General features: G+C 66.5%; 21 protein-coding genes. 9 read left to right on the top strand and 12 right to left on the bottom strand.

Features of this window, described 5'->3' with window-relative positions; translation table 11 throughout:
- Window positions 1-6 precede the first annotated feature (6 nt).
- Both R2669_RS21540 and R2669_RS21535 read right to left on the bottom strand, forming a co-directional pair.
- Complete coding sequence (locus R2669_RS21540; RefSeq protein WP_316901977.1) at window positions 7-1,080, bottom strand: DUF2993 domain-containing protein; 1,074 nt, start codon at window positions 1,078-1,080, stop codon at window positions 7-9.
- Window positions 1,077-2,189 carry a hypothetical protein gene (locus R2669_RS21535; protein ID WP_316901976.1) on the bottom strand — a complete coding sequence of 371 codons (1,113 nt, stop codon included), beginning with the start codon at window positions 2,187-2,189 and terminating at the stop codon, window positions 1,077-1,079. The genes R2669_RS21540 and R2669_RS21535 overlap by 4 nt, the downstream gene beginning before the upstream one ends.
- 398 nt (window positions 2,190-2,587) lie before the next feature.
- Here R2669_RS21535 and R2669_RS21530 point away from each other — a divergent pair, with 398 nt between their 5' ends.
- Window positions 2,588-3,406 carry a MerR family transcriptional regulator gene (locus R2669_RS21530; protein ID WP_316877017.1) on the top strand — a complete coding sequence of 273 codons (819 nt, stop codon included), beginning with the start codon at window positions 2,588-2,590 and terminating at the stop codon, window positions 3,404-3,406.
- Window positions 3,407-3,497: 91 nt separating this feature from the next.
- On the opposite strand, the gene R2669_RS21525 is transcribed toward R2669_RS21530, so the two are convergent.
- The 6 genes from R2669_RS21525 to R2669_RS21500 all read right to left on the bottom strand — a co-directional run bounded on the left by R2669_RS21525 (window position 3,498) and on the right by R2669_RS21500 (window position 13,118).
- Window positions 3,498-4,394, bottom strand: coding sequence for a metal-dependent hydrolase (locus R2669_RS21525; protein ID WP_009239703.1), 897 nt, complete (start codon window positions 4,392-4,394; stop codon window positions 3,498-3,500).
- Window positions 4,391-5,413: an alpha/beta fold hydrolase gene (locus R2669_RS21520; RefSeq protein WP_316901975.1), complete on the bottom strand. Its 1,023-nt coding sequence runs from the start codon at window positions 5,411-5,413 to the stop codon at window positions 4,391-4,393. Before R2669_RS21520 ends, R2669_RS21525 begins: the two co-directional genes overlap by 4 nt.
- Window positions 5,414-5,423: 10 nt before the next feature.
- Window positions 5,424-6,314 carry an SDR family NAD(P)-dependent oxidoreductase gene (locus tag R2669_RS21515; RefSeq protein WP_147218435.1) on the bottom strand — a complete coding sequence of 297 codons (891 nt, stop codon included), beginning with the start codon at window positions 6,312-6,314 and terminating at the stop codon, window positions 5,424-5,426.
- Window positions 6,315-6,342: 28 nt separating this feature from the next.
- Entirely contained in the window at window positions 6,343-7,965 is a 1,623-nt protein-coding gene (locus R2669_RS21510) for a flavin-containing monooxygenase (protein ID WP_316901974.1), read from the bottom strand.
- A gap of 145 nt (window positions 7,966-8,110) precedes the next feature.
- Complete coding sequence (locus R2669_RS21505; RefSeq protein ID WP_316902077.1) at window positions 8,111-12,442, bottom strand: ATP-binding protein; 4,332 nt, start codon at window positions 12,440-12,442, stop codon at window positions 8,111-8,113.
- A 7-nt stretch (window positions 12,443-12,449) separates the two neighbouring features.
- Window positions 12,450-13,118 carry a response regulator transcription factor gene (locus R2669_RS21500; protein WP_316901973.1) on the bottom strand — a complete coding sequence of 223 codons (669 nt, stop codon included), beginning with the start codon at window positions 13,116-13,118 and terminating at the stop codon, window positions 12,450-12,452.
- 240 nt (window positions 13,119-13,358) lie between these two features.
- Here R2669_RS21500 and R2669_RS21495 point away from each other — a divergent pair, with 240 nt between their 5' ends.
- The gene (locus tag R2669_RS21495; RefSeq protein WP_316877014.1) at window positions 13,359-14,507 is read left to right on the top strand and encodes a cation diffusion facilitator family transporter; all 1,149 of its coding nucleotides are present in this window, start codon (window positions 13,359-13,361) and stop codon (window positions 14,505-14,507) included.
- A 10-nt stretch (window positions 14,508-14,517) separates the two neighbouring features.
- Here the strand turns inward: R2669_RS21495 and R2669_RS21490 are convergent, their stop codons facing one another.
- Window positions 14,518-15,732 (bottom strand): hypothetical protein, encoded by a 1,215-nt coding sequence (locus R2669_RS21490; RefSeq protein WP_316901972.1) that lies wholly within the window; start codon window positions 15,730-15,732, stop codon window positions 14,518-14,520.
- A 274-nt stretch (window positions 15,733-16,006) separates the two neighbouring features.
- On the opposite strand from R2669_RS21490, the gene R2669_RS21485 reads away from it, so the two are divergent.
- From R2669_RS21485 to R2669_RS21470, 4 genes are all read left to right on the top strand, one after another.
- On the top strand, window positions 16,007-16,216 hold the full coding sequence (locus R2669_RS21485) for a hypothetical protein (RefSeq protein ID WP_316901971.1): 210 nt from the start codon (window positions 16,007-16,009) through the stop codon (window positions 16,214-16,216).
- Between the two features lie 43 nt (window positions 16,217-16,259).
- Entirely contained in the window at window positions 16,260-16,487 is a 228-nt protein-coding gene (locus R2669_RS21480; RefSeq protein WP_316901970.1) for a hypothetical protein, read from the top strand.
- Between the two features lie 335 nt (window positions 16,488-16,822).
- Entirely contained in the window at window positions 16,823-17,245 is a 423-nt protein-coding gene (locus R2669_RS21475) for a hypothetical protein (RefSeq protein WP_316901969.1), read from the top strand.
- A 41-nt stretch (window positions 17,246-17,286) separates the two neighbouring features.
- The gene (locus R2669_RS21470) at window positions 17,287-17,676 is read left to right on the top strand and encodes a hypothetical protein (RefSeq protein ID WP_027680436.1); all 390 of its coding nucleotides are present in this window, start codon (window positions 17,287-17,289) and stop codon (window positions 17,674-17,676) included.
- Window positions 17,677-17,717: 41 nt separating this feature from the next.
- Here the strand turns inward: R2669_RS21470 and R2669_RS21465 are convergent, their stop codons facing one another.
- A complete protein-coding gene (locus R2669_RS21465) occupies window positions 17,718-18,434 on the bottom strand; it encodes a glutathione S-transferase (RefSeq protein WP_316901968.1) in 717 nt (238 codons plus the stop codon).
- Between the two features lie 126 nt (window positions 18,435-18,560).
- Here R2669_RS21465 and R2669_RS21460 point away from each other — a divergent pair, with 126 nt between their 5' ends.
- Both R2669_RS21460 and R2669_RS21455 read left to right on the top strand, forming a co-directional pair.
- Entirely contained in the window at window positions 18,561-19,814 is a 1,254-nt protein-coding gene (locus R2669_RS21460; protein ID WP_316901967.1) for an MFS transporter, read from the top strand.
- Between the two features lie 66 nt (window positions 19,815-19,880).
- On the top strand, window positions 19,881-22,154 hold the full coding sequence (locus R2669_RS21455; RefSeq protein ID WP_316901966.1) for a mechanosensitive ion channel family protein: 2,274 nt from the start codon (window positions 19,881-19,883) through the stop codon (window positions 22,152-22,154).
- Window positions 22,155-22,431: 277 nt separating this feature from the next.
- On the opposite strand, the gene R2669_RS21450 is transcribed toward R2669_RS21455, so the two are convergent.
- Window positions 22,432-23,478, bottom strand: a complete 1,047-nt coding sequence (locus tag R2669_RS21450; RefSeq protein WP_004628924.1) for a porin — start codon at window positions 23,476-23,478, stop codon at window positions 22,432-22,434.
- Between the two features lie 288 nt (window positions 23,479-23,766).
- Here R2669_RS21450 and R2669_RS21445 point away from each other — a divergent pair, with 288 nt between their 5' ends.
- Complete coding sequence (locus tag R2669_RS21445) at window positions 23,767-24,630, top strand: MurR/RpiR family transcriptional regulator (RefSeq protein WP_015855786.1); 864 nt, start codon at window positions 23,767-23,769, stop codon at window positions 24,628-24,630.
- 71 nt (window positions 24,631-24,701) lie between these two features.
- On the opposite strand, the gene R2669_RS21440 is transcribed toward R2669_RS21445, so the two are convergent.
- Window positions 24,702-25,478, bottom strand: a complete 777-nt coding sequence (locus tag R2669_RS21440; RefSeq protein WP_316901965.1) for a PepSY-associated TM helix domain-containing protein — start codon at window positions 25,476-25,478, stop codon at window positions 24,702-24,704.
- Between the last annotated feature and the right edge of the window lie 23 nt (window positions 25,479-25,501).

Raw genomic sequence — 25,501 nt, 5'->3', positions numbered from 1 at the left:
CCGGTGTTACTGGACGGCCGCCGCCGGCGCGAGATCGACGCGCAGCGTGCCGTCCGCATCCATGCGCGTGGTGCCGCGCGCAGCGGCCTCCCGGTAGTGGTACAGATCGAAGCGCAGCGGCCCGCGCGTGGATGTATCGGTCACGAGAATGCGGCTGTTGGTCACCAGCACGTTGTACATCTTCAGGTCGCCGGACTGGATCCAGATGCGGCTGGCGGCGTCGGTTGGCGCAGGCGCGCACATGGCGGGCGCGGGGCCGAAGCCGAGCACCAGCCCGTCGGGCGTGACACGCGCCGTCTTCATCTGACCGATCAGGCGCGGCGGCGGAAACACCGTGTATTGGTCCAGCACCATGTCATTGCCGTCGAGCTTGGCGCCGGGGCGGTTGAGCGGCGCAAGCTGCGACAGCTCCAGCCCCATCCCCTTGAGCAGCGCCAGCGTCTGGATGCCCATCACGCGTGCCTCGGTGGGCGTGTAGACAAGGTAACGCGATTCCTTGAGCGCCAACGTGCCGCGCATGCCGAACGGCAGCCACACGCCGGGAAAATGATTGCGCAGCTTGAGCCCGCCCGACACGTCGAGCACGCCGTCGCCGGGTGTGAGCGACAGCGCGTTGAGCGAGCGCGGCGAATAGTCGAGCAGATACTGGTTGAACAGCGCGTCGAGCGACTCCTTGGGCACCGTCACTTCGCCGCCCAGGATGCGGATGTCGAACTGGCCCGGATCGTCCATGTCGACGGGCTGCCCCGGCTTGTGCGCCACGAGCTGCGCGGTCAGTTGGTGCACGTGGAAGCCGATGTCGCCGGTGATGCGGAAGTCCACATCGCGCATTTGCACGACGGGCGGCGCGGTGCCGGAATCGCGCGCCGCAGCCGGGCCGCTGGCATTGGGCGCGCCGGACGAGGGATCGCAGCGCTGCGTCCATTGCTGGCGCACGGAGATCAGCTCTTTGCGTTGCGCGCTGGCCATCGGTGGCTCGGCGGCGCGGGCAAGCGCGCTGGCCAGGAGGCCGGTCAGGCCGAGCGCGACCAACGCCAGGCGCAACATCACAGCGGCGAAAGCGAAGGCGGGGGCGATCATGGCGCGGTCCTCTTGGCGAGTTGCAGGGCAGGCTTGCTCGTCTTGGCAACCGCAGTTGCCTTGGCGGCCTTGGCGGCGGCGAGGGTGTCGAACGACGGCATCAGCACGCGAATGCCGCCATCGGGCGAGAAGCGCAGCGACCCCGCCACGAGCTGATCCCGATAGCGGTACAGGTTGAAGACGAACGGCTTGGCCGGATCGGCGACGACGATATCGATGCGCGCGTTCATCGGCATCGAGCGCATGAAGCGGATGTCGCCACCGCGAAAGAGGATGTACGGGCGCTGCGCGTCGGCGGCGTTGGCCAGCGGCGGCATCTGCGGATTACCATCGCCGATCTGCATGAGCAGCCCGTCGCGCGTGACCCGAATGGCCGAGAGCTTCAGATCCAGCGCGGGCGGCGGAAACAGTTTGGGCACCTGCATGACGATCTCGCTGCCACCCAATTGCACGGCGGGCGTCGATACCGGCAGCAGATCGGCCAGTTCGATATGCGCGGCGCCCATCAGCGCGCTGGCGTCCTGCCCGCGTACCTTGACCACGTTGGGGCGAAACACGATGGTCTGCGGATCGCGCAGCACCAGCGGGCCGCGCAGCTCGATCGGCACCCACGCGCCGCGCCGGCGCATCTCGGCACGCATGTCCAGCGTGCCGGCGTCGAGCGCGAAGCTGAAGCCGCGCAGCGGCGGATCCTGGCCCGGCCCGCGCGCAAACACCACGGTATTGAACAGCGCGGCCATGCTCTCGGCCGTGACGCGCACCGAACCGCTCACCGGCTGCAGCGTGTACGACGACACATCGTCGAGCCACACGGGGTCGCCCTGTGCACGCGGCACCATGCGCAGCGCCAGCTGATCGACCAGAAAGCCCACGCCGCCGTCGAAACGAAAATCGACATGACGCAGATACGAGATCGCATCGGGCTGGCCCGAATCGCGCAGCGTGGCGGGCCGCACCTCGCGCGTGGCGAGATTGCCCGACTGGAACGGCGCGCGCGCCTGGGCTCGCGCGTCTTCAAGCTGTTTGGCTTTGTCGGCTTCGATGGCGCCGTGCCCGTCGCCCGCGGTGGCGCAACTCTGCAGCAGCAGTGCCGCCGCCAGCGCGCCCACAGCCCGAAGCCATGGAGCCCGCGCCCGCGCACCGATGTTTTGGCCGTACCCGGCCCCAGATGGCGCCTTGGATTTTTGTTGGGGGGAGGAAAAAGAGGGGAGGCTGTCTGAGCGCAGCGAGTTTGCCTCTCCTCCCTCCCCGTGACACAAATCCAAGGGGATGTCGCCATCTCGGGCGCGCCTTTCTTTGCCTACCTTTCTTTGGCAAGACAAAGAAAGTAGGTCGGCCCCGGCAGGGGACGAAACAGGGGACGCCCCAACAGCATCCACAGACTGCCAGCGGCGCAGCCGACGCATCATCAAGTCCCACATCGACGGTCTCCTCGTCGTGAGAAACGCACCGGAAACGTTCCGGTCACCGACGCGGTCTGTCGCCGCGCTCGTGTAAAATTTTTTGCATGCCCGCCCGCAAACCAACCGGCGACGCCGGTCCGCCCACCATTCCGCCCGCCCGCGAGTTCACCATCGATGAACTGGCGCGCGCGGCCGAAACCACTGTCCGCAACGTCCGCTCGTATCAGGACCGCGGCCTGATCGATCCGCCCGAACGCCGCGGCCGCGTGGGCATCTATACGCAGGCGCATCTGGGGCGGCTCAAGCTCATCAACCACCTGCTCGGGCGCGGCTACACGCTCTCCAACATCCAGGAGCTGCTCAAGGCCATCGTCGAAGGCCATGACCTGCGTTCCATCCTCGGGCTCGAATCGGCCATCGCCAGCCCGTGGTCGGACGAGTCGCCCAAGCATTACTCGCTGCTCGCGCTTGCCAAGCTGTTTGGCCGCGCCATGTCGCGTCAGGCGCTGGCGCGGGCCATCTCGCTGGGCCTGCTTGAACCCGATGGCCTCGGCTATCTGGCGCGCAGCCCGAAAGCGCTGCTGGCGGGCGCACAGATGGCAAAGGCCGGTTTCCCGCTCATCGAAGTGCTCGACATCATCGAGCGTGCCAGGCCGCATACGCAGGCGGTGGCCGACGATCTCGTCTCCATGGTCGTGCGCGAACTCGACAAGTACGGCAGCGACCTGCCGCCGGTCGAAGACGTGCCGCGTCTGGTCGATGTGATCTGGCGCATCCGTCCGCTGGCGCTGGTGGCGGTCGAAGCCGAGCTGATGCGCGCGCTTGAGACGGCCGCCAACAAATACCTGGGCGACCGCGTGGCGCAGGTCATCGAGCACATGCATGAACCGCCGGGCAGCGCGCCCGGGCCGGACAAAGGCTAGCGTCTCCGGCGCGCCCATGCGTGGGGCGCGCCCTATCTATTTCTAGTTTGATCCCGATACGACGGGTGCTGCAGGCGTTTTGAATGCCTGCTCAAGATCCGGCCGCACCCGCCGTCGACAGCTTGCGGCGGATCGACGGCGACGGCGCTTCGCCGTTCGCTGCCGCATACGCTTCGATTTCCGAGATCAGCTTGGGCAGGCGTTCAAGCGCGTCACGGTTGTCTTCATCCCACGGATGGAACGAGGGCCGGAAGAAGTCGAAGAATTCCGGGATGATCTTGCGCAGCGGCGCCGGGTGAATCCACAGGAAATGGAACGCCTTGCCGAGGCCGAGGAATTTGTGCTTGACGGTGCGATCCGCAAAGATCAGCCGCAAGTGCACGTAGAACACCATCGCCCAGAAGGTAACGGTCGTCACCAACATCGTCAGCGTGCGCGTGAGGTATCGGCCCACGCCCGGCTTGATGGCCAGATTCCACACGTCGTAGCTGACGGCCTTGTGCTCGGTCTCTTCCATGGCGTGCCACAGCCAGACCTGGCGATAGCCGGGTTCCGAATTGCGGCCCAGGCCATCTTCATGCGAAAGCACCTGGCCGGCCAGCATGGCGGTGTAGTGCTCGAGCGCGACGGTCACGGCCAACTGGTGCGACTTGGGCGTGTACTTGCGCAGCACGTTCAGGAACTTGCCAATAAAGCGGTCGATGCGCGTGGCAGGCAGGCCGGCGCGATCGAGCAGGTCGTTGTACAGCACGTGTTCGCGTGTGTGCATGGCTTCCTGCCCGATGAAGCCGGCCACGGCCTGCTTGAGCTCGGGATCGGTCACCAGATGGCGGTAGTTGCGCACGCTATCCATGAAGAAGCGCTCGCCGGTCGGGAAGAAGATCGACAGCGCGTTCAGGAAGTGGGTCACGTGCGGGCCTCGCTCGTGCCAGTTGCTGATGCGATCAGCCGGCAGGTGAGGATGCACGTCGCGACGGACTGGCATCATGGGCGGTTCTCCTGGAATGTGGTTTCTGAAAGGCGCGTCGATGCGCGCCCCTGATCGAGGAATGCACAGAGGTCGGTCCCCACGCGTACGGGGTCTTCCTCCATCGGGATATGGCCGAGCGCCGGATACATGCGCAGCGTGGCGCCGGGAATACGGCGGGCGAATTCGCCGGCATGCGCGGGCGGGATCCACCGGTCGCGCTGGCCCCAGAGGATGAGCGTGGGCACGCGGATGGCGGCCAGCCCGCTGGTATCGACATCGTCAAAGCGGAACTTCGGCACCATCTTGCCGATGGCCTGTCGTGCGCCGTCGGCATAGAAGAAATCGGCGTAGCGGCGCAGCGTGGGTTCGGACACGCGCGACGGGTCGCCATACACATCACGCGTGGCGGCGCGGATGATCCCCTCGGGAAGCATCCACGGCGACGTCATCCGCACGCCAATGTGATTGAACAGATCGATGTAGATCGGCAGCTTCATCGGGAAGCCGGCGGAGTCGATCAGCACGAGCTTCTCGACGCGGCCCGGGTGCCGCACGGCAAAATCCCACGACACCATGCCGCCCAGCGAATTGCCGATCAGCGTGAGCTTCGACAGGCCGAGCGTGTCGACAAACGCGTCGATGAAGTCGCGATACAGCGGCAGTTCCATCGTGCGCGGGCGGCCCTGCGCATCGCGCAGCGGCCCGGTGATGCCGAACGGCGGCAGGTCGAGCCGGATCACGCGGTAGCGCCGCGTGAGCTGCGGCAGCACGCCGTCCCACGTATGCAGCGACGCGCCAAAACCATGGATCAGCAGCAACGTGCCTTCGGAGTTGGCGGCGCCTTCATCGGTGTAATGCACGCGCGTGCCCATCAAGGGCAGGTAGCGCGACTGCGGCTTGGCGTAGCGCGCGATCAGCACATCGCGGCCGATGCTGCGCAGGCCGATGCGGCCGGGGCGCAGCATGGCGCGTGCAACGTTGAGCAGGTTCGCACGCGGGGGGCTGGCGAACAGTTCTCCGGTGGTGGCCGTGTTCATCGGCGGCCTCCTACTTTGCGCGGGCGGTGGCGGGCGCCGTATCGTCGCGCAGCGCCTTCTTGCGCGTACGGCGGGCTTCGCGCACGACCAGCGCCTGGTATGCGGCCGGCAGCAAGCGGGCCATCACATCGGCTGCGTGGGCGTCGGGGCCGATCAGCACGCGGCGCTTGTTCTTGCGCACGCCGTCCAGGATCACCTCCGCGGCCTTGTCTGCCGAGGTGATGAAGAATTTCTCGAACTCGGCCTTGCCCTGCTGTTCGTCGCGCACCAGGAAGCCGTTCATGCTCGGCGAGACGCGGCTCGACTTGGCAATGTTGGTCTTGATGCCGCCCGGATGGACGCACGTGGCCGACACGCCGCAGTTCATCAGATCCAGTTCCTGGCGCAGCGCCTCGGTGTAGCCGCGCACGGCGTACTTGCTGGCGTTGTAGGCGCCCATGCCGGGCTGCGCGAAGATGCCGAAGATGCTCGACGTGTTGATGATGTGGCCGTTGCCGGTCGCCTTGAGCAGCGGCAGGAACGCCTTGGTGCCGTGCACGACGCCCCAGAAATTGATGTTCATGATCCAGGCCAGCTCGTCGTCTTCCATGCCTTCGATCGTGCTGGACAGCGCCACACCCGCGTTGTTGAAGATCAGGTTGACCTTGCCGTGCGCGGCGGCCGCTTCTTCGGCCCAGCGGTAGACTGCGGCACGGTCGGCCACGTCGACGGCATGCGTGGTCACGCGGATGCGGTCGCCTTCATGCGCGCGCACCAGTTGCAGCGTCTGCGCGAGCGCCGCTTCATTGCGATCTGCCAAGGCGAGGTGGCAGCCTTCGCGCGCCAGCTGCAGCGCCAGCGATCGGCCCATGCCCGACGCAGCACCGGTGATGGCGGCAACCTGGTTGTTGAATGACTTCATGGCGTGGTCTCCGTGGGGCTGACGCGCGTCAGACGCGGTCGAGCGCTTCTTCGTTGGGGGTGTTTTGGGAGGCCGGCACCGTGCGGGCGGGCACGCGCAGCGGCACACCCTTCGGTACGGTCATCGGGCGCGTGCGGTAATCGGCCAGCCGGAAATGCGCGGTCGCGCGGCGGAACTGCCATGTGAATCCCGGCCACAGCGTCGTGTTCTTGCCGGTCTTCGGATCGAGGTACCAGCTCACGCAACCGCCCGCAGACCAGATCGCATTCGACAGCCGCTTCTGGATGCCGTCGTTGAAGCGGCGCTGCACGTCCGGGCGTACGTCGATGGCGGCCACGTTGTGCGCACGCATCGACTTGAGCGCGTCGACGATGTACGCCACCTGCGACTCGATCATGAACACCATCGACGAGTGGCCGAGCCCCGTGTTCGGGCCCACCACCATGAAGAAATTCGGGAAGCCCGACACCGTGGTGCCCAGATAGGCCTCGGCGCCGTGCTTGTCCCACATGTCGACAATGTCGACGCCCTGGCTGCCGAGCAGCACGCCACGCGGGAACGGGTCCGTTGCGTGAAAGCCCGTGCCGAAGATCAGGCAATCGACTTCGCGCCGCGTGCCGTCGGTGGTGACGATGGCGTTGGGCTCGACGCGTGCGATGCCCGAGGTGATGACGTCGACGTTCTCGCGCGTGAGCGCCGGGTAATAGTCGTTCGAGATCAGGATGCGCTTGCAGCCGATGGTGTAGTTCGGCGTGACCTTCTCGCGCAGCACGGGGTCGGCAATGCGGCGCTTGATGTGGCCGCGCGCCATGCGCTCCACCGCCTTCATCAGCTTCGGGTGGATCACAAAGCCCAGCACGCGCGACTCCAGCATCCAGTAGATGCCGGTACGCATCAGCTTTTGCGTGAACGGCAGGTGGCGGAACAGCCAATGCTCGGCGCGCGAAACCTTGCGGTCAGGCTTGGGCAGGATCCACGGCGGCGTGCGCTGATACAGGTCGAGGCGGCCGACCTTCGGCGCAATCTGTGGCACGAATTGGATGGCCGACGCGCCGGTGCCGATCACGGCGACGCGCTTGCCGCGCAGGTCGTAATCGTGTTCCCAGAGCTGCGAGTGGAAGGCCTTGCCCTGGAAGGTCTCGATGCCGGGAATGTTCGGCCAAGCCGGACGGCTCAGGCCGCCCATGCCGGAGATCAGCGTGCGGGCACGGTAGCGGCGGCCATCGGCCATCTCCAGGTTCCACACGCCTGCAGCGTCGTCGAAGGCCGCACGCGCCAGCTCGTGATGGAAGCGCACATGCGGGCGCACGCCAAATTCATCGGTGCAGCGCTCCAGATACGCGCGGATTTCCGGTTGCGGCGAATACATGCGCGACCAGTCCGGATTGGGCGCGAACGAAAACGAATACAGGTGCGATTGCACATCGCACGCGCAGCCGGGGTAGTGGTTGTCGCGCCACGTGCCGCCCACGGAGCCTGCTTTTTCGAAGACGAGGAAGTTGTCGATGCCGTGCTGCTTGAGCTGAATCGCCATGCCCAGGCCGGCAAAGCCCGTCCCGATGATGGCGGCATCGATGAGGGGCGGGGCGTCAGCGCTGTGCGGGGCCGATGCAAAGGCGTCGGCGCGCGGGAAGTCGGTCCGTGCGTTCACGTGGTGTCTCCGTGGGCACCACATGGGCGCCTCTTAATGTGACATTGGTCGATGTCATCGTAGGAGGCTGCCCTGACCGAGTCAATCGGCCGATTGGAACGGTTCATCTAAAAGCGGCGTATGAACCGCTTGAAACGGTTTTCCCTTATGAATCCGTCACTTGCGTGCGGTGCACAACGTCGGCGGACGCTGGCAAGAAGGCGTTCAACAACGCATTGATGTGCGTTAGCAGCCGCAAAGCGCGCATGCCGGCGGCGCGGATGTCGTCCTGGCTGCCATGGTGGACCGCATGGCGGAAAGCTTCCGCCACAGCGTCGACGTCCGGGCTGTGGAGAAGCGCCAGTGCGCCGCCGGTGCGATGGGCCCATTGGCGCAGGGCGGGGCGGTCCATCGCGTCCAGCAGCGGCTGAAGTCGCTCCGCGTCCTCGGCCAGCGACGACAGAAAAACCTGCGCCAACCCGGCCGCGGCGGGGTCCGTCCCGAGCGCGGCGTGCAGGTCGTCGAGCGAGAGGGTGGGCGGCTGCTCCTCGGCCGCACCGGCGCCTGCGGGGGCCTCGGTGCTCCACAGCGCAGACAGCGCTTCCTGCAGCGTCGCGAGCGTGGTCGGCTTCAGCAGGCTGGCGTCCATGCCGACGGCGCGGCAGCGCGCGTGCTCCTCGGCCAGCGTCGTTGCCGTGATGGCGATGATGGGCAGGCGAGGGCCGTCGCCCTCTTCGTGGCGGATACGCCGCGCCAGATCGAAGCCGTCCATGCGCGGCATGTGGCAATCGGTGAGCAAGGCGTCGAAACGGTGTTCGTGCAATCGCTCGAGCGCGACGACGCCATCTTCGGCCAGCGTGACCCGATAGCCGAGCAGCCGCAGTTGCTTGGCGATCAGCTCGCGGTTGATCGGATGGTCTTCCGCCACGAGGATGTGTGCTCCGGGCGCTTCAGTAGGCGCGGCGGCGGGAAGCGCGTGTACCGCCGTGCTGGCCGCTTGCACGTGTTCAGATGGCGGCAGGGCGCGCTCGCATGCCTGCACGAAAGCGTGCCAACGCAGCGGATTGATGCTCAGCGCGTTGCCCGTCTCGGCATAGCTGGCCTCGGAGGTGATGCGGATGGCGCGCCGCTCGGCCTGCGGCGTCGTGGTCAGAAGGATGTCGGCGTCGGCCGTCGGAGCAGGCCGCAGTCCGGCCGCGACCGCGAGTTCCGTAAGGCTGTGCCGGACGGCCCCGTCATCAACGTCAATGGCAACGCTGCGGCCCGCCAATTGCGGCAGCGCATATCGGGCCGTGAGTATCGGTACGGCCAGGTGCAGCGTGACGGCGGTGCCTTGTGCTGGTGCGCTTTCCATGACGAGCCTGCCGCCCATCAGGCCGGCAAGCTGGCGGGAGATCGCCAGCCCCAGCCCAGTCCCGCCGTAGCGCCGCGTGGTCGAGCGCTCGGCCTGCACGAACGGCGCGAACAGCGTTGCCTGTACCTCCGGTGAGATCCCGATGCCCGTATCGGTGACAGCGATGACGAGGTGCGCCGTGTCGTCGGTGACGTGCGCGCAGTCGGCTGACAGTCGCACGCTTCCCCGGTCGGTGAACTTGATCGCGTTGGAAAGCAGGTTGAACAGAATTTGCCGTAGACGAATGCTGTCGACCGAGACGCTGGCCGGCACGTCGGCGGCCACAGTCACATGCACGGCGAGCGATTTTTCGTGTGCGCGGCTTGCCAGCAGGCCGACCGTGCCGTCAAAGACCTCGCGAAGGTCCGTGGCCGAGGGGGAAATATCCAGGCGACCGGCCTCGACCTTTGCGTAGTCGAGGATGTCGTCGAGGATATGCAGCAGCGCGCGCCCCGAATCCTGCACCAACGACACCATCTGCTGCTGCTCGCGGTCGAGCTTGGTCTGCTGCAGCAGCTCGACCAGACCCAGCACGCCGTTCATGGGCGTGCGGATTTCGTGGCTCATCATGGCAAGAAAACGGTCTTTCGCGTGCAACGCCGACTCCGCAGCATTCTTGGCAGCTTCCAACGCATCGGCCTGCTCGCGCTCCGTGGTGACATCGCTCAGGTAACCGTTCCAGACCGTGCGACCGTCGGCTTCGCGATGCGGGATCGAGCGCGCGTGCAGCCAACGGATGACGCCGTCTTCGCAGACGTGGCGGAATTGCTGGTCGAACGGCGTCAGCTGCTCCGCAGAGACAAGCACCGTGTCGATCATGCGCTGTCGATCATCTTCGTGAATCAGCAGTTCGGGCGTCGATAGATAGCCCAGCAGATCCGAAGGCCGCGCGCCCAGCGTTTCGTGCGCTTTGCCCGCCACGTAAGTGATGCGCCCCCGCGCTTGACCTGGCGCCAGTTCGAACTGGTAGACCAGCGCCGGCAGCGATTCGGTGACTTCACGCAGGCGCTGTTCGAGGCATTCGGCGCGCGCCTGCGCTTCGCGGATCTCGCTGATGTCGACCAGCGACGCGACGGTGCCCGCGGGTTGTCCGTCCGGCAAGTGGAACGGCTCGATCCAGTACAGCACGTGGCGCGATTGACCATCCGGCGTGTCGATGATGACCTCTTCGCGTGTGCTTTCGCTGGTCTCCATTGCACGCCGGTTGATCTCGGACAACGGCGACGCGTTGCCCGTCGAATACAGCCCAAGCTCCTGCGGCGTATGGCCGAGCAAAGATGCGCTTGTCCGGCCGAACATGTTGCAGAACGCCGCATTCACGGCCACGTAACGGTGCGAGGCGTCTTTGGCGGCCAGTGGAAAAGGCACGGCTTCCATCAGCGCGCGCTGGAAGCTCAGCTGGCGCGCAAGGGTTTCTTCGGCGCGACGGCGCTGGTGGTTTTCGCGGCGCAGCTGCATCTGCTTGATGAAGAGCGCTACCAGTGCCACCAGCACGAGCGCGGCGACGGGTCCGAATTTGCCCAGCACGGCCCAAGCGGATGGGCCCAGCTGGTAGCTCACCGACAGCCACTTGTTGCGGATGCTGACCTGCTCGCCTTCGGGCATGGCAAAGAGCGCGCGGTTGATGAGCGGAACCAGCGCGGCGTATTGGGCCGACACGCCGACGCCGAGGCTTTCGATCGTGTTGGCCGAACCCGTGACTTTCAGCTCGCCCGGAAAATGATGGCGGATCAACGCGTCGGCCACCGGCAGATTAGCGATGGTGAAATCGGCCTCGCCAGTCCCCACCATGGACAACGCATCGTTGACCGATCCCGCGCGCAGGATGCGAATCTTCGGCACGTTTTCTTTCAGCAGCGTGGTCAGCGTGTCGCTGGTCGGCAGGGCGACCGTCTTGCCGGAAAGCTCGGACAGCGCAGCCACCGTGAGCGCGTCGCTGCGCCCAACGACGACCATCGGGGTCGCGTCGATGGGCTGCGTGAGCGTAAAGCCAGGCGGCCGGGAATCCTGGTCGGACATGCCGAGCAGGATGTCGATCTCGCCGTGGCGCGCCTTGGCCAGCGCGTCCGCCCAGTCGCGCACGGTCACACGCTCGAAGCGCAGCCCGAGCGTGCGTGAGAGGAAGTTCTGGTATTCGGGGAAGATGCCGAGCATTCCATCGCCCGAGCCGTTGAAGGTGTACGGCATGTAGTCGGGATCGGCGGCGTAGCGCAGCGGCGGCAGCGCGGCGAGCATGGCGCGTTCGTCGTCCGATAACTGCAGCCCCACGGACGACGCGCCGCCTTGCGTGATCCAGCGCGCGCGCAGCTCGCTCATGGTGGCGTCGGGCAACTGGGCCAGATGCCGGTTCAGATACCGGATCACCATCTCCTGGTCGCGCGGCGCGGCAAAGTGCAGCGCGTCGACCTGCTGATTCACCAGCTGCACGATCGAGAGGCGCCGGTAACGCGGCTGCGACATCAGCTCCCGCGTCGGATAGGTCACCCCCACGTAAGCGTCCGCCGTGTCGTGCAGCACGGCATCAAGAGCGTCGGCTGCCGTGGGCGTACTGATCAGGCGGATGCTCGGGTACTGTCCTGTCAGCTCTTCTTCGAGCGAAGAGCCTTGCTCGACGGCGATGCGCATGCCGGGGGCAAACGGGTTCTGCGCGACCTCCGTGTTGTCGTTGCGCGCCACCACCGCCGTGGGGCGTTCGAGGTACGGCGCCGAATAGATGAGGCAGTGATCGTATTGCGAGCGGGGCGCCACGCTCATGATGATGTCGACGTCGCCCCGGCAGGCCGCCTTCAGCAGCTCGTCACGCCGTGCGAAGACGTGCGGGATGACGCGTACCTGGTCCTGCGGAATCAGATGCATCAGCAGATCGCCGGAGAAGCCGCTGAGCCGGCCGGCTTCGACGCCTTCGAGCGGCGCCATGGCATCGCTGATGACGCCCACCGTTACCTTGGGCGGAAACTGCGTGAGCCGTTGGACGGCCTGCGCCGCGTCTTCCGCGTCGGCATCGGGCGAGCCGCTCAGCCAGAGCAGGGCGGCCGCGCATGCAACCAACCCCGCACCGATACCGATGCGCACGCGCGCAGACGTCAAGAGCGTGACGCAGGCCATCATGGTGTCAGCCCTCGCCGCTGCCAAGCAGCCCGTGGCGCACGGCAAAGTCGAACAGCGCCGCCTCGGTGCCAAGCTCCAGCTTGCGCATGGCGGTCTGCTTCTGCGAACTGATGGTCTTGACGCTGCGGTTGAGCTGCACGGCGATCTCGCTGACCGTCTTGCCGCTCACGTACATGCGCAGCACTTCCAGCTCGCGCTTGCCGAGCTTGGTGACCGGGTCGTCGGGAGCGGGCTGCGGCTCGCCGTTGCGGCAGAGCAGCCTGGCATTGAGCTGCGGCGAAAGGTAGATGCGCCCATGCATCGCCGCCTGCATGCCTTCGAGGATGTGCTGCGGCTCGTCGGATTTGCTGACGATGACCTTGATGCCCGCGCGCAGGATGTTGCTCATCAGCGCGCGGGTCTCGAGCATGGTGAGCACCATCACACGCAGGTCGGGGTGACGCCGCACGAGGAATTCGAGCAGGAGGATGCCGTCGCCATAGCGGCTGCCTGGCATGGCGTAGTCGGTGATGACGAGGTCGCAGCGCACACGGCCAAGCACGGCAAGCAGCTCATCGGCGTTGCCGGCCTCGGCCACCACCTCGAAACCGTCGACCGCCGACACGAGGCGCCGCACGGCAGCCACCACGCCAGGATGATCATCTGCAATGACGAGTTGGAATGGCGGCTGCATGTCGACGTGTCTCCGAGTGTGTAACGTGCGGCAATGTGTTTGCCGCATTGCTGAGAATCGCCGAAGCCCCAAGGGCCGAACATCGGAAAAGTCCGATTAGTACGTCCTGATCTGCGCTCTTTCGGTGCAAATTTGTCGCAGCACGTTGCGGTCGCTGCCCTGGGTTCGGGCCCAGGCGGCGCGTCTGTGCGTGGCACAATGCTCGCGATTGCTTCGCACGCCTGATCGCACCGATTCCCCATGACGCCCACATCTTCGACAGCCCCTTCTGCGGCCGCGCGCCAGCAGAGCGCCGAACGCTCCACCCTGGTGAGTGCGGGCGTCAATTGCCTCCTTTCGGCGGGGCAGATCGCGGCGGGGCTGTGGTCGCACTCGCAAGGCCTGGTGGCCGACGGGCTGCATACGCTGTCCGACCTGATCGCCGATGGCATCGTTTTCATTGCCAACCGCAACAGCCACAAGGGACCGGACGAAGACCACCAGTACGGCCACGCGCGTTACGAGAACGCCGCGTCGCTGGGCCTGGGGCTGCTGCTGATCGGGGCGGGCGCGGGGATGATCTGGGCCGCGGTGGAAAGCCTGCGCTCGCCGCAGGGGCCGACGCCGGTGCATGGCCTGGCGCTCGTGGTGGCGTTGACCGCGCTGGCGGCCAAGGAGGGGCTTTTCCGCTACATGCTCGCCGTGGCCAAGCGCATCAACTCACGCATGCTGATTGCGAATGCGTGGCATGCGCGTTCCGATGCGGTGTCGTCGTTGGTGGCGGCCGTGGGCGTGGCGGGCAACCTGATGGGCTATCACTGGCTCGACCCGGTGGCGGCCTGCGTTGTCGGCCTGATGATCGGCCGTGTGGGCGTGCGCTTTGGGTGGGAAGCGCTCAATGACCTGATGGACCGCGCTCTGCCGCCCGCGCAGGTGGAGGCCATTCGCGCCAGCCTGGAAGCCACGCCGGGCGTGATCAACGTGCACGACCTGCGTACGCGCGTGACCGGAGACCAGGCATTGGTGGACGCGCATATCGAGGTGGATCCGCGCGTCTCCGTCAGCGAAGGCCATGCGATTGCCGTGCGGGCTCGCACCAACGCGCTGACGGCGCATACGGCCATGGCCGTGCTCGATGTGCAGATTCACGTCGACCCGCGCGAGCACATCGCGACCGATCCCGTGCCGCTGCCCGACCGCGACGCGCTGCACGCCGTGCTGGCACAGCTGCTGCCGCCCGGCACGCCGCTCGACGCGCGCCACTGCGTGCTGCATTACGTCGATGGCGCGGTGGAGGTCGACCTCGTCCTGCCGCCGGCACTCGCCGCTGAAATCGGCCGCATCGGCGATGCCGTCCACACCCGGTGGGATGGTCTCGTGCGCCTGCGCGTGCTCGTTACCGACGCTTGAGCTTTTCGCGCTAGCGACATTGGTCGACCGCGTTGGCGGGCTGCGTTTTGGTGGGGTCGAAGTGCAACTGCTCCAGTCCCTTTTCCGTCAACGACATCCAGTCGATCGCGCCCGACGTGCGCAGCAAACCGGTGCTGCCCACCGGGCGCCATTGCACGCGCTTGCCGTCGGTATTCAACAGCGTGGCCGATAGCGTGAGCGAATCCGGCCCCGCCTGCAGTTGCAGCAGGCGGCCATCGGCGGCGGGCGTATAGCCGGTGGTCTGGTTCACGGTGATGCCCGCTTCGCGCACCGTTGCCGGCATGCACGGAATCGACGCACGCACCTTGCCCGTGGCGTCGATCAGATCGGCAAAACCGTTGCCCTTGGCCACGCCGACCAGCAGGTACCGCTCGATCGCCGGCATCCACGTGACGCTGTAGGTGTAGTACTGCAGATGCTTGTGCAGAAGCTGCTCGCCGGTCACGCGTCCGCTGACGGGATCGAACAAGGCGATCTTCAGATTGGCCTCGGTCTGACCTGGCACGAACTGCTGCCAGGCCAGCAGCGCATTCGTGCTGCCGCCAGCCACCATGGGCCACCATTCGCGCCGGCCATCGGCAACATCGACGTTGTGCAGGCGGCGTCCGCGCCCGTCGTAGACCTTCAGGTAGACGCCGTTGCCGCTGCCGAGGTTGTCGACGCCGCCGCCGGTAATCCAGCCGTCGGAATAGAACACCACGAAGCGGTCGCCCACAGCCGTGATATGGCCCGAATGGCTACCGGATTCCACCAGTTGCGGATACGGCTTGATGGGCCGCAGCGCGGTGTCGTAGATGCCGAAGCGCTGGTTGACGTTTTCCGGTGCGTTCCAGCCGTCTTCAAACGACACCATCACCTGGCCGGCGCGGTTGTGCGCCACCGTCACAGGTTCCTGCGCTTCGGGCTTCTGGATGAAGATGCGCGGGGCATCGAGCACGCCCGTGTCGGCATGCCATTGCGCGACATAGACATCGTGCGGCCAGCTTCCGCTGCGATCGGCACCGCGCGGGGGGAGCCCTGAGCTACTGAAGAACACGTTGAAGGTGTCGGCCTTGGCACCAGGCACCGCGCTGATGCCATGCATGTATTGACGCGGATCGGGCGCGCCGGCCGTCGCAACGGCAGGCACGGCCAGCACGCAGGCAAGGGCCAGCACGCTACGGCGCAGGAAAGACAGTCGGGACACGTGACGCTCCATCTTCATCGGTGGGTAGGGGGGCGGTTTCAGAACCGAATTGGGCCACGGGCACCCGCTGAAGTTGCTGCGCGAATGGGGGAAGCCGTTTGGCGGAGTCGCGGCTGGTGGCAGCCCATCCGGGGCAACCGGTTTACCCCCCGCCGCGGCAATCAAGTTTCAGTCCCGTGTGCCGTTCTTCACAAACAAGAGCGGAACCCATTCCGCCAATCCCTTCCCAGCGCGGCCAGAGTGGGCACAAGCCCGCCGCCCACCGCGCCAGAACCGACCCAACGAGAACAACATGACCCAGCGACTCGACGCCCGATGGCGAAGCGAAGTGACGGAGGCTCTACGTACCGTGGAGGCGCAGTTCGGCGTGGCACCGCAAAGCCTGCCGCGCGACGCGCTGATCGCGGCCCTGACCGACGCGATCTGGGCACAGCGTGCCGCCTATGCGGAGGTGCGTCAGACGCTGGTTGCGTGTCCTGAGCTGGCAGACGAATCGATGTAACGGCGTGCCCGGTGCCGCCGCTGTTTTTCAAGAAGGTGATGTGATGCGGTACTGCGGATCGCTGGATCTGGACCATCTGCTGCGCCAGCCGTTTGCCCAACTCGGCCGGCTCATCCGCGATGAAGACTCGGGGCAGCCCCTGCCCCCGGTGGAAGTGGCCGCGCGCGCGGTGTTGCTGCGCGCTGCCGGCTACGAGGTGATGCCCACCTGTGGGCACCATGACCGACGCGGCTTCTGTCTCGGCCACACAGACCGGATCATCGGGATGTAAGCGCCGCGCCTACGACGCATCCGCCACGTGCGCGCAGCCTTGCGCACACGCTGTTGCGAACGCGCATCAGGGGTTGTAAAAACGCTGCGCGCGCGTGGTGCCCGAAGCACCCGCAAAGCGTTGTCTGGCGCACCTTTACGGGCAATCCGTTGCCAAAAAGCAAACGGTAAAAATGACTTACATTCCGGTCCTTTTTCGGCCCATGGTTCTGGTGCATCCTGAACCAAGATAGATCGCACGGATGGCAGATGTGCGACGTCGGACGCAACGTCAGGCCGGAAGTCGGAGGTGAATCGAATCGGCGACGCCTGCAATCTGGGGTCAGGGGAAAGAACATGAAGACGCAATATCTCAGCAAGCAAGAAATCTACGACGGCGCAGTCCGTCATCTGTTCGGTCAGGGCGGCGCTGCCATCCTGCCGCGCGGCGGCGCTGCGTACCACGGCCAGGGCGGTCGCTGCTGCCCGATCGGCAACCTGATCGGCGTGCGCGACTACACGACGTCGATGGAAAGCGTGCCGGTGCGCTACATCGTCAAGCCCGCCAACGAGATTCCGCGCTACATGGATGCCGGCGTCATCGCGTTGCGCCGCGCGCTCAAGCGCGCGCGCATCGACGTGGACGACCGCGACACCGTCGAGCTGCTCTCCAAGCTGCAGAACGCGCATGACGTGTTCGGCACGTGGGAGTGGAAGGAACGCTTCCAGTCGATCGCACGCCAATTCGGCCTGAGCGGCGCTCTCGTCGATACATTCTGACCGACCGGCCGGTCACAGATCACCCCAAAGAAGGTGACGCCATGAAAGGGAAGGGGACGTTCCTCGCCATCGAGGACATTTTTGAACGTGTGCGCGCACACCTGCTCGCACAGCAATGCCGCTCCGAAGACGCCGACGGCGAGCCGCGCTACCGCGGCCTCGACAACCGCCGTTGCGGGGTCGGCATTCTCATCGACGACGCGTTCTATTGCAGCGCCATCGAGCGCTTGGGCGTGAGCCTGCTGCGCGTGCCGAGCGAGGATCCGCTCGCGCGTGCGCTGCGCAGCTCCGGCGTCAATGTCGACGACGATCAGGTGGTGGATCTACTGATCGATCTGCAGGACATCCACGATCTGGCGGCCATCGAAAGCTGGCCCGCGGCGCTGGAAGATATCCGGCGCCGATTGCTCGCTACGCCGCTGGCAGCCTGAACGATGTATCCACCGCGAACCCGGCCCTGCGCCGGGTTTCGTCATTTCAGCGCGTCGAGTTCCGGATAGTGGCGGAAGATGCCCATCGTGTTGAACGGAATGCGACGCGGCGATTCCAGATACGCCGCGATGTTCGGCTGCGCCGCCACGCGGTCATGCAGCGCCGCCAGATGCGGCAAGTCGCGTTCGTAGCGCTGCATGTGGCGCGGGAACGCGTAGCGCAGCCCGGCCACGATCTGGAACAGCGACAAATCCACATACGTCAGCGCATCGCGCACGGCCCATGTCGGGCCGGCGGGGTTGCGGTCGAGCACGCGCTCGAAGTAATGCAGGAACTTGGGCGCGCGATTGTCGAGAAAATCCTGCGTGCGGCGCTTGGCCTCGGCGCGCTGGTCTTCGTAGTACTCGCACGACGCGATGGGGTGGTGCGTGTCGTGAATCTCCACCACGAAATCGGCAATCGTCAATTGCAGGCCGTGCGTCCACAGGCCGCCGGCTTCGTCGTTCGGGGCCAGGCCGTAGTGCTGACCAAGGTAAAGCAGGATGTTGGCCGTCTGCGCGATCACCAGTGGGCCGGCCACCAGGAACGGCGGCGCGAACGGCGGGGTGGGAATGCCGGCATCGTTCAGAAACGCTTCGATGGCGGCTTCGTCTTCGCGGCCGAGATCGGTATAGGGCACGGCGGCCTGCTCCAGCGCGAGCCGGACGAATTCGCCGCGGCCCTGGATTTCGGGCCAGTAATAGAGCGTGGTTTCCATGGTCGGGCAGGTGAACGGTGAACTGGGTGAAGGCCGCAAAGCAAGGCGGATGCCGCGTCGCAGCAGGAACGATGCCTGCGAACGATAATAGGCGCTTGCCTTTGCGCCTGTTTCAACCCGCCCGCCGTGAACGCTCCGCTTTCTCCCTCGCCCGCCGTCGAACCCGCTGATCCGTCGTGCTGGCTGGTCCGGGGGCATCCTGGTTTTCTGCGCGCCAATCTGGCGCTGTTCGCAGCGGGTTTCTCCACGTTCTCGCTGTTGTATTGCGTGCAGCCGCTCATGCCGCTGCTGGCGCACGACTTTGGCCTGACGCCCGCGCAGACGAGCCTCGTGCTGTCCGTCTCTACGTTGCTGCTGGCCTTTGCGATCCTGTTTGCTGGGCTGCTGTCAGAGTCGATTCATCGCAAGACGCTGATGGGCGTGTCGCTCGTGCTGTCGTCGACGCTCACATTGGCGGCGGCGGTGCTGCCGGGTTGGCACGGGTTGCTGGTCACGCGGGCGTTGCTTGGCGTGGTGCTGGGCGGCGTGCCGGCGGTGGCCATGGCGTATCTGGCCGAAGAGGTGCACCCGCAGGGGCTTGGCATGGCGATGGGCCTGTACGTTGGCGGCACCGCATTCGGCGGCATGGCGGGGCGCGTGCTGACCGGCGCCGTGGCCGACCATTTCGGTTGGCGCGCCGCCGTCGGTTTTACCGGCATGCTGGGTTTGCTCGCGGCGCTGGCCTTCCTGTGGCTGCTGCCGCCGTCGCGTCGGTTTGTGCCGCGCAAGGGCGTGGCGCTGGGCGACCTGTTCGACACGCTGGGCGCCCATCTGCGCGAGCCGGGCCTGCGCGCGCTGTTCGCCATGGGCTTTCTGCTGATGGGCGGCTTCGTCACGATCTACAACTACGCGAGCTTCCACTTGCTCGACGCGCCGTATGCCCTCAGCCAGACGGCGGTGGGCGGCATCTTCATGGTGTATCTGCTGGGCATTGGCGCCTCGGCATGGTTCGGCCGATTGGCGGATCGCCATGGCCGGGGCCGCATGCTGCTGGCGGGCACAGCGCTGATGTCGGGCGGCGTGCTGCTGACCTTGGCGGGCCCGCTGGTGCTGGTGATTGGCGGCATCGCGCTGCTGACCTTCGGCTTTTTCGGTGCGCACGCGGTGGCCAGCGGCTGGGTCGGGCGCCGCGCGCGGCGTGCCAAGGGGCAGGCCGCGGCGCTGTATTTGCTGGCGTATTACCTGGGCTCCAGCCTGATCGGCACGACAGGCGGCAAGCTCTATGCGCCCTGGGGCTGGCCTGGCGTGGTGACGCTGGTGATGGGCTGCATGGCGTGTGCGCTGGGCACGGCGGCGTGGCTCTGGCGGCGGGCTCCGCTGCCGCCGGGCGCCAAGCGCTGAAGTTGTGCGCCCGGGGAATTCGCGTATCGTGCCGTGATCGATGTCTGCACGATCGCTTTCCCTGTCATGCGTACTCATTTCCTGTTCTGCACGCGGCGACTGTGGCCGCTCGCATCGTTCCTCCTCCTGTTGATGGGCGGCGTGGCCCGCGTGGCCGATGCCGCGCCGGTGTCGTTTGCCAAGCTGGCCGGGCTGCCGACTTCCACCGCCAGCGCGTCGACGCCCGCCGCCGACCCCGTGCAGACACGCCAGTCGCTCGACACCGTCATCACGCTGCTCAGCAACGATCAGCAGCGCACGGCCCTCGTCAATGAGTTGAAGCAGTTGCGCGATGGCATGAGCGCGCAGCAGAAGGTACAGGCCGAACAGGCACCTGGCCTGCTGGGCGCGGTTGCATCGCTCATCGAGAACGGCTCGTTGCAGGCCGATGTGGAGGCCGGTGCGCCGCGTTACTGGCTGCGCCGCATCGAGGCCGCCAGCGGGAACGCGAGCCTGCTCGTCGCGCCCGACAAGCGCATGTCGCTGGCTGCCGACTTTGCGAGCACGGTGGGCATCTGGGCCGCCATCGCCGCGGGCCTGCTCGGCCTGGGCTGGCTGATCCGCCGCGTGTTTGGCCTCACCGCAGGCCTCGGGCCGCATCCGACCACGCGCGCGCTGCTGATCGATGCGTTGCGCAAGATCGGGCCATGGGCGATCTCCTTTGCGGTCATCGTGCGGCTTGACCACGACGCGTCGCCCGGCTTCGTCCTGGCGGTGGTGCTGGCCTACGCCATCGTGTGGGGCGCGATCATCACGGCCGGCGTGGCGATGCTGTTCTCGCTGTTTTCCGGCAGTGCGCACCGGCGCGTGGCGGTGGAATATCTGTTCAAGCACGGCATGTGGCCGATCTTTCTGACGGCCAGCCTGGGCGCCTGCGGCGATGCGCTCGTCGATCCGCGCGTCGCGTTGGTGCTGGGCGGCTCGCTCAGCCTGCTGCTGGCCACGGTGTGCAACGTGGTGTCGTCATTGATGCTGGCGGTGGGCGCGTTGTGGGCACGCCGGCCCATTGGCCAGTTGATCGCCAATCGCCCGCTGGAGCTGCGCAGCGGCGAACACACGGGCAACCAAGTCCGCCGGCTGCTGGCGGCGTTCTGGCCGGTGCCCGTGGTGGTGCTGGCCGGCGCCACCGTCATGGCCACGCTGACGACGCCTGACAACGTCGACGCCGTGGCACGCCGTGCCGTGATGACGTCGCTGCTGCTGGTGGCGGCGTTCTTCCTGTCGGCGCTGGTCCGCCCCCGCGCGAACTGGCGCTCGCATCTGCGTCTGGCGCGCAGCTCCCCTTACGTGGAGCGGCTCAAGCATTTCGTCGGCGCGCTGATCAAGCTCGTCATCTGGATCGCTTTCCTGGAGCTGGTGCTGCGCGTGTGGGGCCACACGCTGGTGGAGGTCGCGCACAGCTCGGTCAACGGCAAGCGCATCGCCGATGCCATGGTGGGCCTGATCGGCACCGTCTTTGCCACTTGGCTTGTCTGGATCCTGCTCGACACGGCGATCCTGCGGGCGCTGTCGCCGGCCTCGGCGCGGGCGCAGCCGAGCACGCGCGCGCTCACGATCCTGCCGCTGCTGCGCAATGGCCTGAAGGTGACGCTGGTGGTGACGGCCAGCATTGGCGTGCTGGCCAACCTGGGCGTGAACGTGACGCCGCTGGTGGCAGGCGCGGGCGTGATCGGCTTGGCGGTGGGCTTTGGCGCGCAGTCGCTGGCGCAGGACTTCATCACCGGCATCTTCATCCTGATGGAAGACACGATCAGCGTGGGCGATGTGGTGGACGTGGGGGTGGCCACGGGCTCCGTCATCAACCTGACCATCCGGACGGTGCGGCTGCGCGATGGAACGGGCGCGGTGCTGTCGATTCCGTTCAGCCAGATCAAGACCGTGCGCAACCTCTCGCGCGATTACTCGTTTGCCGACTTTGAAGTGCGCGTGGCGATGGAGGCCGAACCGCAGCAGGCGATCGACCTTGTGCGTGCGGCGGCCGACCAGATTGCGGGTGAGCCGCGCTTTGGCTACACGTTGCTCGGCGGTGCGGAAATCTTCGGGCTGGACCGCTTTGAAGGTGGCGCGATGATCGTCAAGGGGCGGTTCAAGACGCGTCCGCAGAAGCAGGCGGATGTGCTGCGGGCGTTCAACGTTGTGCTCAAGGACGCGTTCGACAAGGCGGGCGTGCCGCTGGCGGCGCCGGGGACGGTGTTGCGGACTTCTGCGGCGTTTGAGGAGTGGATGGCGCGGGTGGCGCCGGATGAGGGGAAGGTGCCGCGGGCTGCTGATGAGCCACCTCCTGCGGGAGCGCCGGCTTAAGGGCGTTGCTGGTCCATCCCTCGTATCGTCCCCTGCCGGGGCCGACTCACTTTCTTTGTCTTGCCAAAGAAAGTAAGCAAAGAAAGGCGCGCCCGAGATGGCGAAAGATTCCTTGAATTTATGTCGCAGAGAGGGGAAGGGAAAAACTCGCTGCGCTCAGACAGTTTCCCTTCCTTTTTCCTCTCTGCAACAGAAATTCAAGGCGCCATCTAGGGCAGGGAAAGTCAAAGGCCAAACCGGCTGGGCGCGGGTGTTGGCGCCCAGGCCGTGTCTCGTTTTAGAAGCCGTGGCGCATGCCGACCATGACGCCGGTCTGCGAGGCTTTCGGTAGTGCGGCTGCCAGGACGGTGCCGGCGTCTTTCTGGTGGGTGTAGTCCATGCCGACGTACAGCCACGTGCGCTTGCTGACCACGTAGTTCATGATCGCGTAGGCGGTGTAGCGCAGGCCGTCGGGGTCGCGCTGACGCGTGGCCATGCCGCCCACCACGAGGTTGTACTGACCGCTGAAGTCGTATTTCACGCCGCCGAGGATGAGGTCGTTCTTGGTGGGCGTGCCGTCGCGGTAGTTGATGTAGCCGAGCATCAGTTTGGCGGGGCCGACCTGCACGCTGCCGCCGGTGGTCCACGTGCGAGTGCCGACCGATTGCAGGTCTTTCTGCTGCTCCCACGCGCCGCCGAACGCGAACGGGCCGCTGGCGTAGTTGAGCGACAGCGCGCTGTAGTTGCCTGCGGAGAACGCACCCGCCTGCTCGCCCATGCCGACCATCACGCCGGGGCGCCAGCCGTTGAAATCGCCCACGTACTTGACCGAGTTGTCGATGCGCACGCCGGTGGCGGTGACGTGCCACGCTGTCGCGCCGAGGTTGCCGATGGAGAGCGCGTCGTACTGGCCAGCCGTGTTGAAGACGAGGTTCTCCTGCCGGCCGAACGTCAGCGAGCCGAACCCGCCTTCCAAGCCGACATACGCCTGGCGCCCGAACAGGCGCGAGGTGGCGGGCGTGGTGGGCTTGTAGCCGCCCAGGCCCATGTCGTTGGTGGAGCCCACGCCGGTATCCGGCGCGAAACCGCTGACCAGGTGGAACACGGCCTTCAGCCCATTGCCCAGGTCTTCCGAGCCGCGAATGCCGAAGCGGCTGCCGCTGTAGTAGCCGCCCGCCATCTCGGCCTTGCCGTGGCCGTCGGCGTCGTTGTTGGTGCTGTAGCGCAGGCCGGTTTCCATCACGCCGTACAGCGTGACGCTGGATTGCGCGTGCGCGGCCCCGCAGGCCAGCAGCGCCGACAGTGCAACGGCCGATAACGGAATGGAACGGATCGAAGTGGTCATGTGGCTCCCTTATTGTCGTAACGACTGTTGTGTCGGCCGGAACGGGTTTTCCGGCCTGGCTCGGGGGCCGACTCTCAGGCAAGTCTGCGCTGTAAGGGTTGAAATTACGCATGCACCGGCAAAGCGCCGCACACGTCGCGCCGGTTGGGGCGTTGCCCGCTGAAGGGGCATCGAGCGTAAACCGTGGGCTTACAGATTCTTGGGGGTTTTCCCTCGGGCAGGCGGCGTGGCGCAAGGCTGCCGCTACACTGGCGACGCTGATTTCCGTTCGCCGCCCACGGTCCCGCCATGCCTTCATTCTCCGTTCCCCTGCTCAACGCCCTGCGCGACCAGCTGCCCGCGCTCTCGCCGGCGCAGCAGGGCGTGGCGCGGTTGATCCTGGAAGCGCCGGAGTTGTCGCTCGAACAATCCGTCGAGACGCTGGCCGTGCGCGCCGGCGTGTCGATGCCGACCATCGTGCGGATGTGCCAGGCGCTCGGCTTTGAAGGCTTGCGCGAGTTCAAGGCCACGCTGGCCGCCGAACTCGCGCACGCGCAGCCCACGCTGCCAGGCCATGTCGGCCGGGCGGACCCGCCTGCGCTGGTCGCCAGCAAGGTCATCGATGGCGCCACGCGGGCGCTGGCCAAGCTGCGTGAATCGCTGTCCACCACGCAGGTCGACGCCGCTGCCGAGCGCATCGCTCGCGCGCGCCGCGTCGATTGCTATGCGGCGGGTGCGGCCTCATCGTTCATGGCGAACGACATGCAGGCGCGGCTGATGCGGCTCGGGCTGGCGTCCAACGCCTACTTCGATGCGCATCTGCAGCTTGTGTCGGCGGCGATGCTGGGCGCGTCCGACGTTGTGGTGGCGTTCTCGCACGTGGGGCGCATGCCGTATCTGCTCGAGTCGATTGCCTATGCGGCCGAGCAGGGCGCCTGCGTGATCGCCATCACCCAGGCGGGCACGCCGCTGGCCGAGCGCGCGCAGATCGCGCTGACCGTGGACGTGCCGGAAGATGCGGTGATGCGGGTGGGCACCGAGGCGTACCTCGTGCATCTGACCGTCATCGAGATCCTGATGACCTGCGTGGCGCAACGCCGCGACGAGATGGTGCGCTCGCGCATGCGGGCGATCCAGCGGCTGCTGACCGAGCGCAGCGTCGACCGCCCGTAAGCGGCGGCAACGAAGCCGCGAAGGCAAAAAAAATGGCGCCACGCGGGCGCCATCCACAACACATGCGGCACTCAGAGCCGCGAGATCGCCAGCCCGATCGCCAGCAGACTCCCCAATCCGAAGATCGTCCAGCCGACCGTGCGGCGCTTGGTGGTCATCACCCACAGCCACAGGCCCGAGATCGACAGGAAGATCAGGCAGCCGGCCAGCGTATCCACCAGCAGAATCCACGGCACCGTCATGCCGACGCCCTTGTGCAGGTTCATCAGCGTGCCGAGGAAGCCGTTGTCGGTCTGGCGGATCGCTACCGAGCGGTTGCCGGCCCAGTATTCGGCCTGGATTTGCGTGGTGGCGCTGCCAAAGTTGAAGGTCCATTGCTCGGGCTGCATCAGCGGCTTGGCGGCGGGTTCGCGCGGCGCGTCGGCGTTCTTGTCGTCCTTGGCGCCTTCACCCTTGGCCGGACGCTCGGCCCAGGCTACCGGCTTGGCCTTTTCCACGCGCGTGCGGGTGGCCGGCTCCGGCGTATTCAGCGTCTGCTGCAGCCACGCGGCCATCGCTTCGGGCGTGGCGGGCACGGGGTCGGGCAGGGCGATCTGCGTATTGATGCGCTGTTGCGCCACGGGCAGCTTCAACACCGCGCGGTGGTTCAGCCAGATGCCGGACACGCCAAAGATCAGGCCCATCACCGCGCCCCACAGCCCGAACCAGCCGTGCGTCTTGCGCAGCCAGCGGACGACCGTGGCGCGGCGGTTGGCCGGGTGTTCGGATTTGGCCTTGGCTGGGCGTGCATTGGCGGCCGGTTTGGCGGCGGGCTCTGCCGAAAGCGGGGGATGGGACAGGTCGGTCATGAAGCACAAGGCGGCGCAACGGC

Source organism: Ralstonia edaphi (assembly GCF_958350185.1).
GTDB lineage: Bacteria > Pseudomonadota > Gammaproteobacteria > Burkholderiales > Burkholderiaceae > Ralstonia > Ralstonia edaphi.
This window is presented reverse-complemented; position numbering and strand designations above follow the sequence as displayed.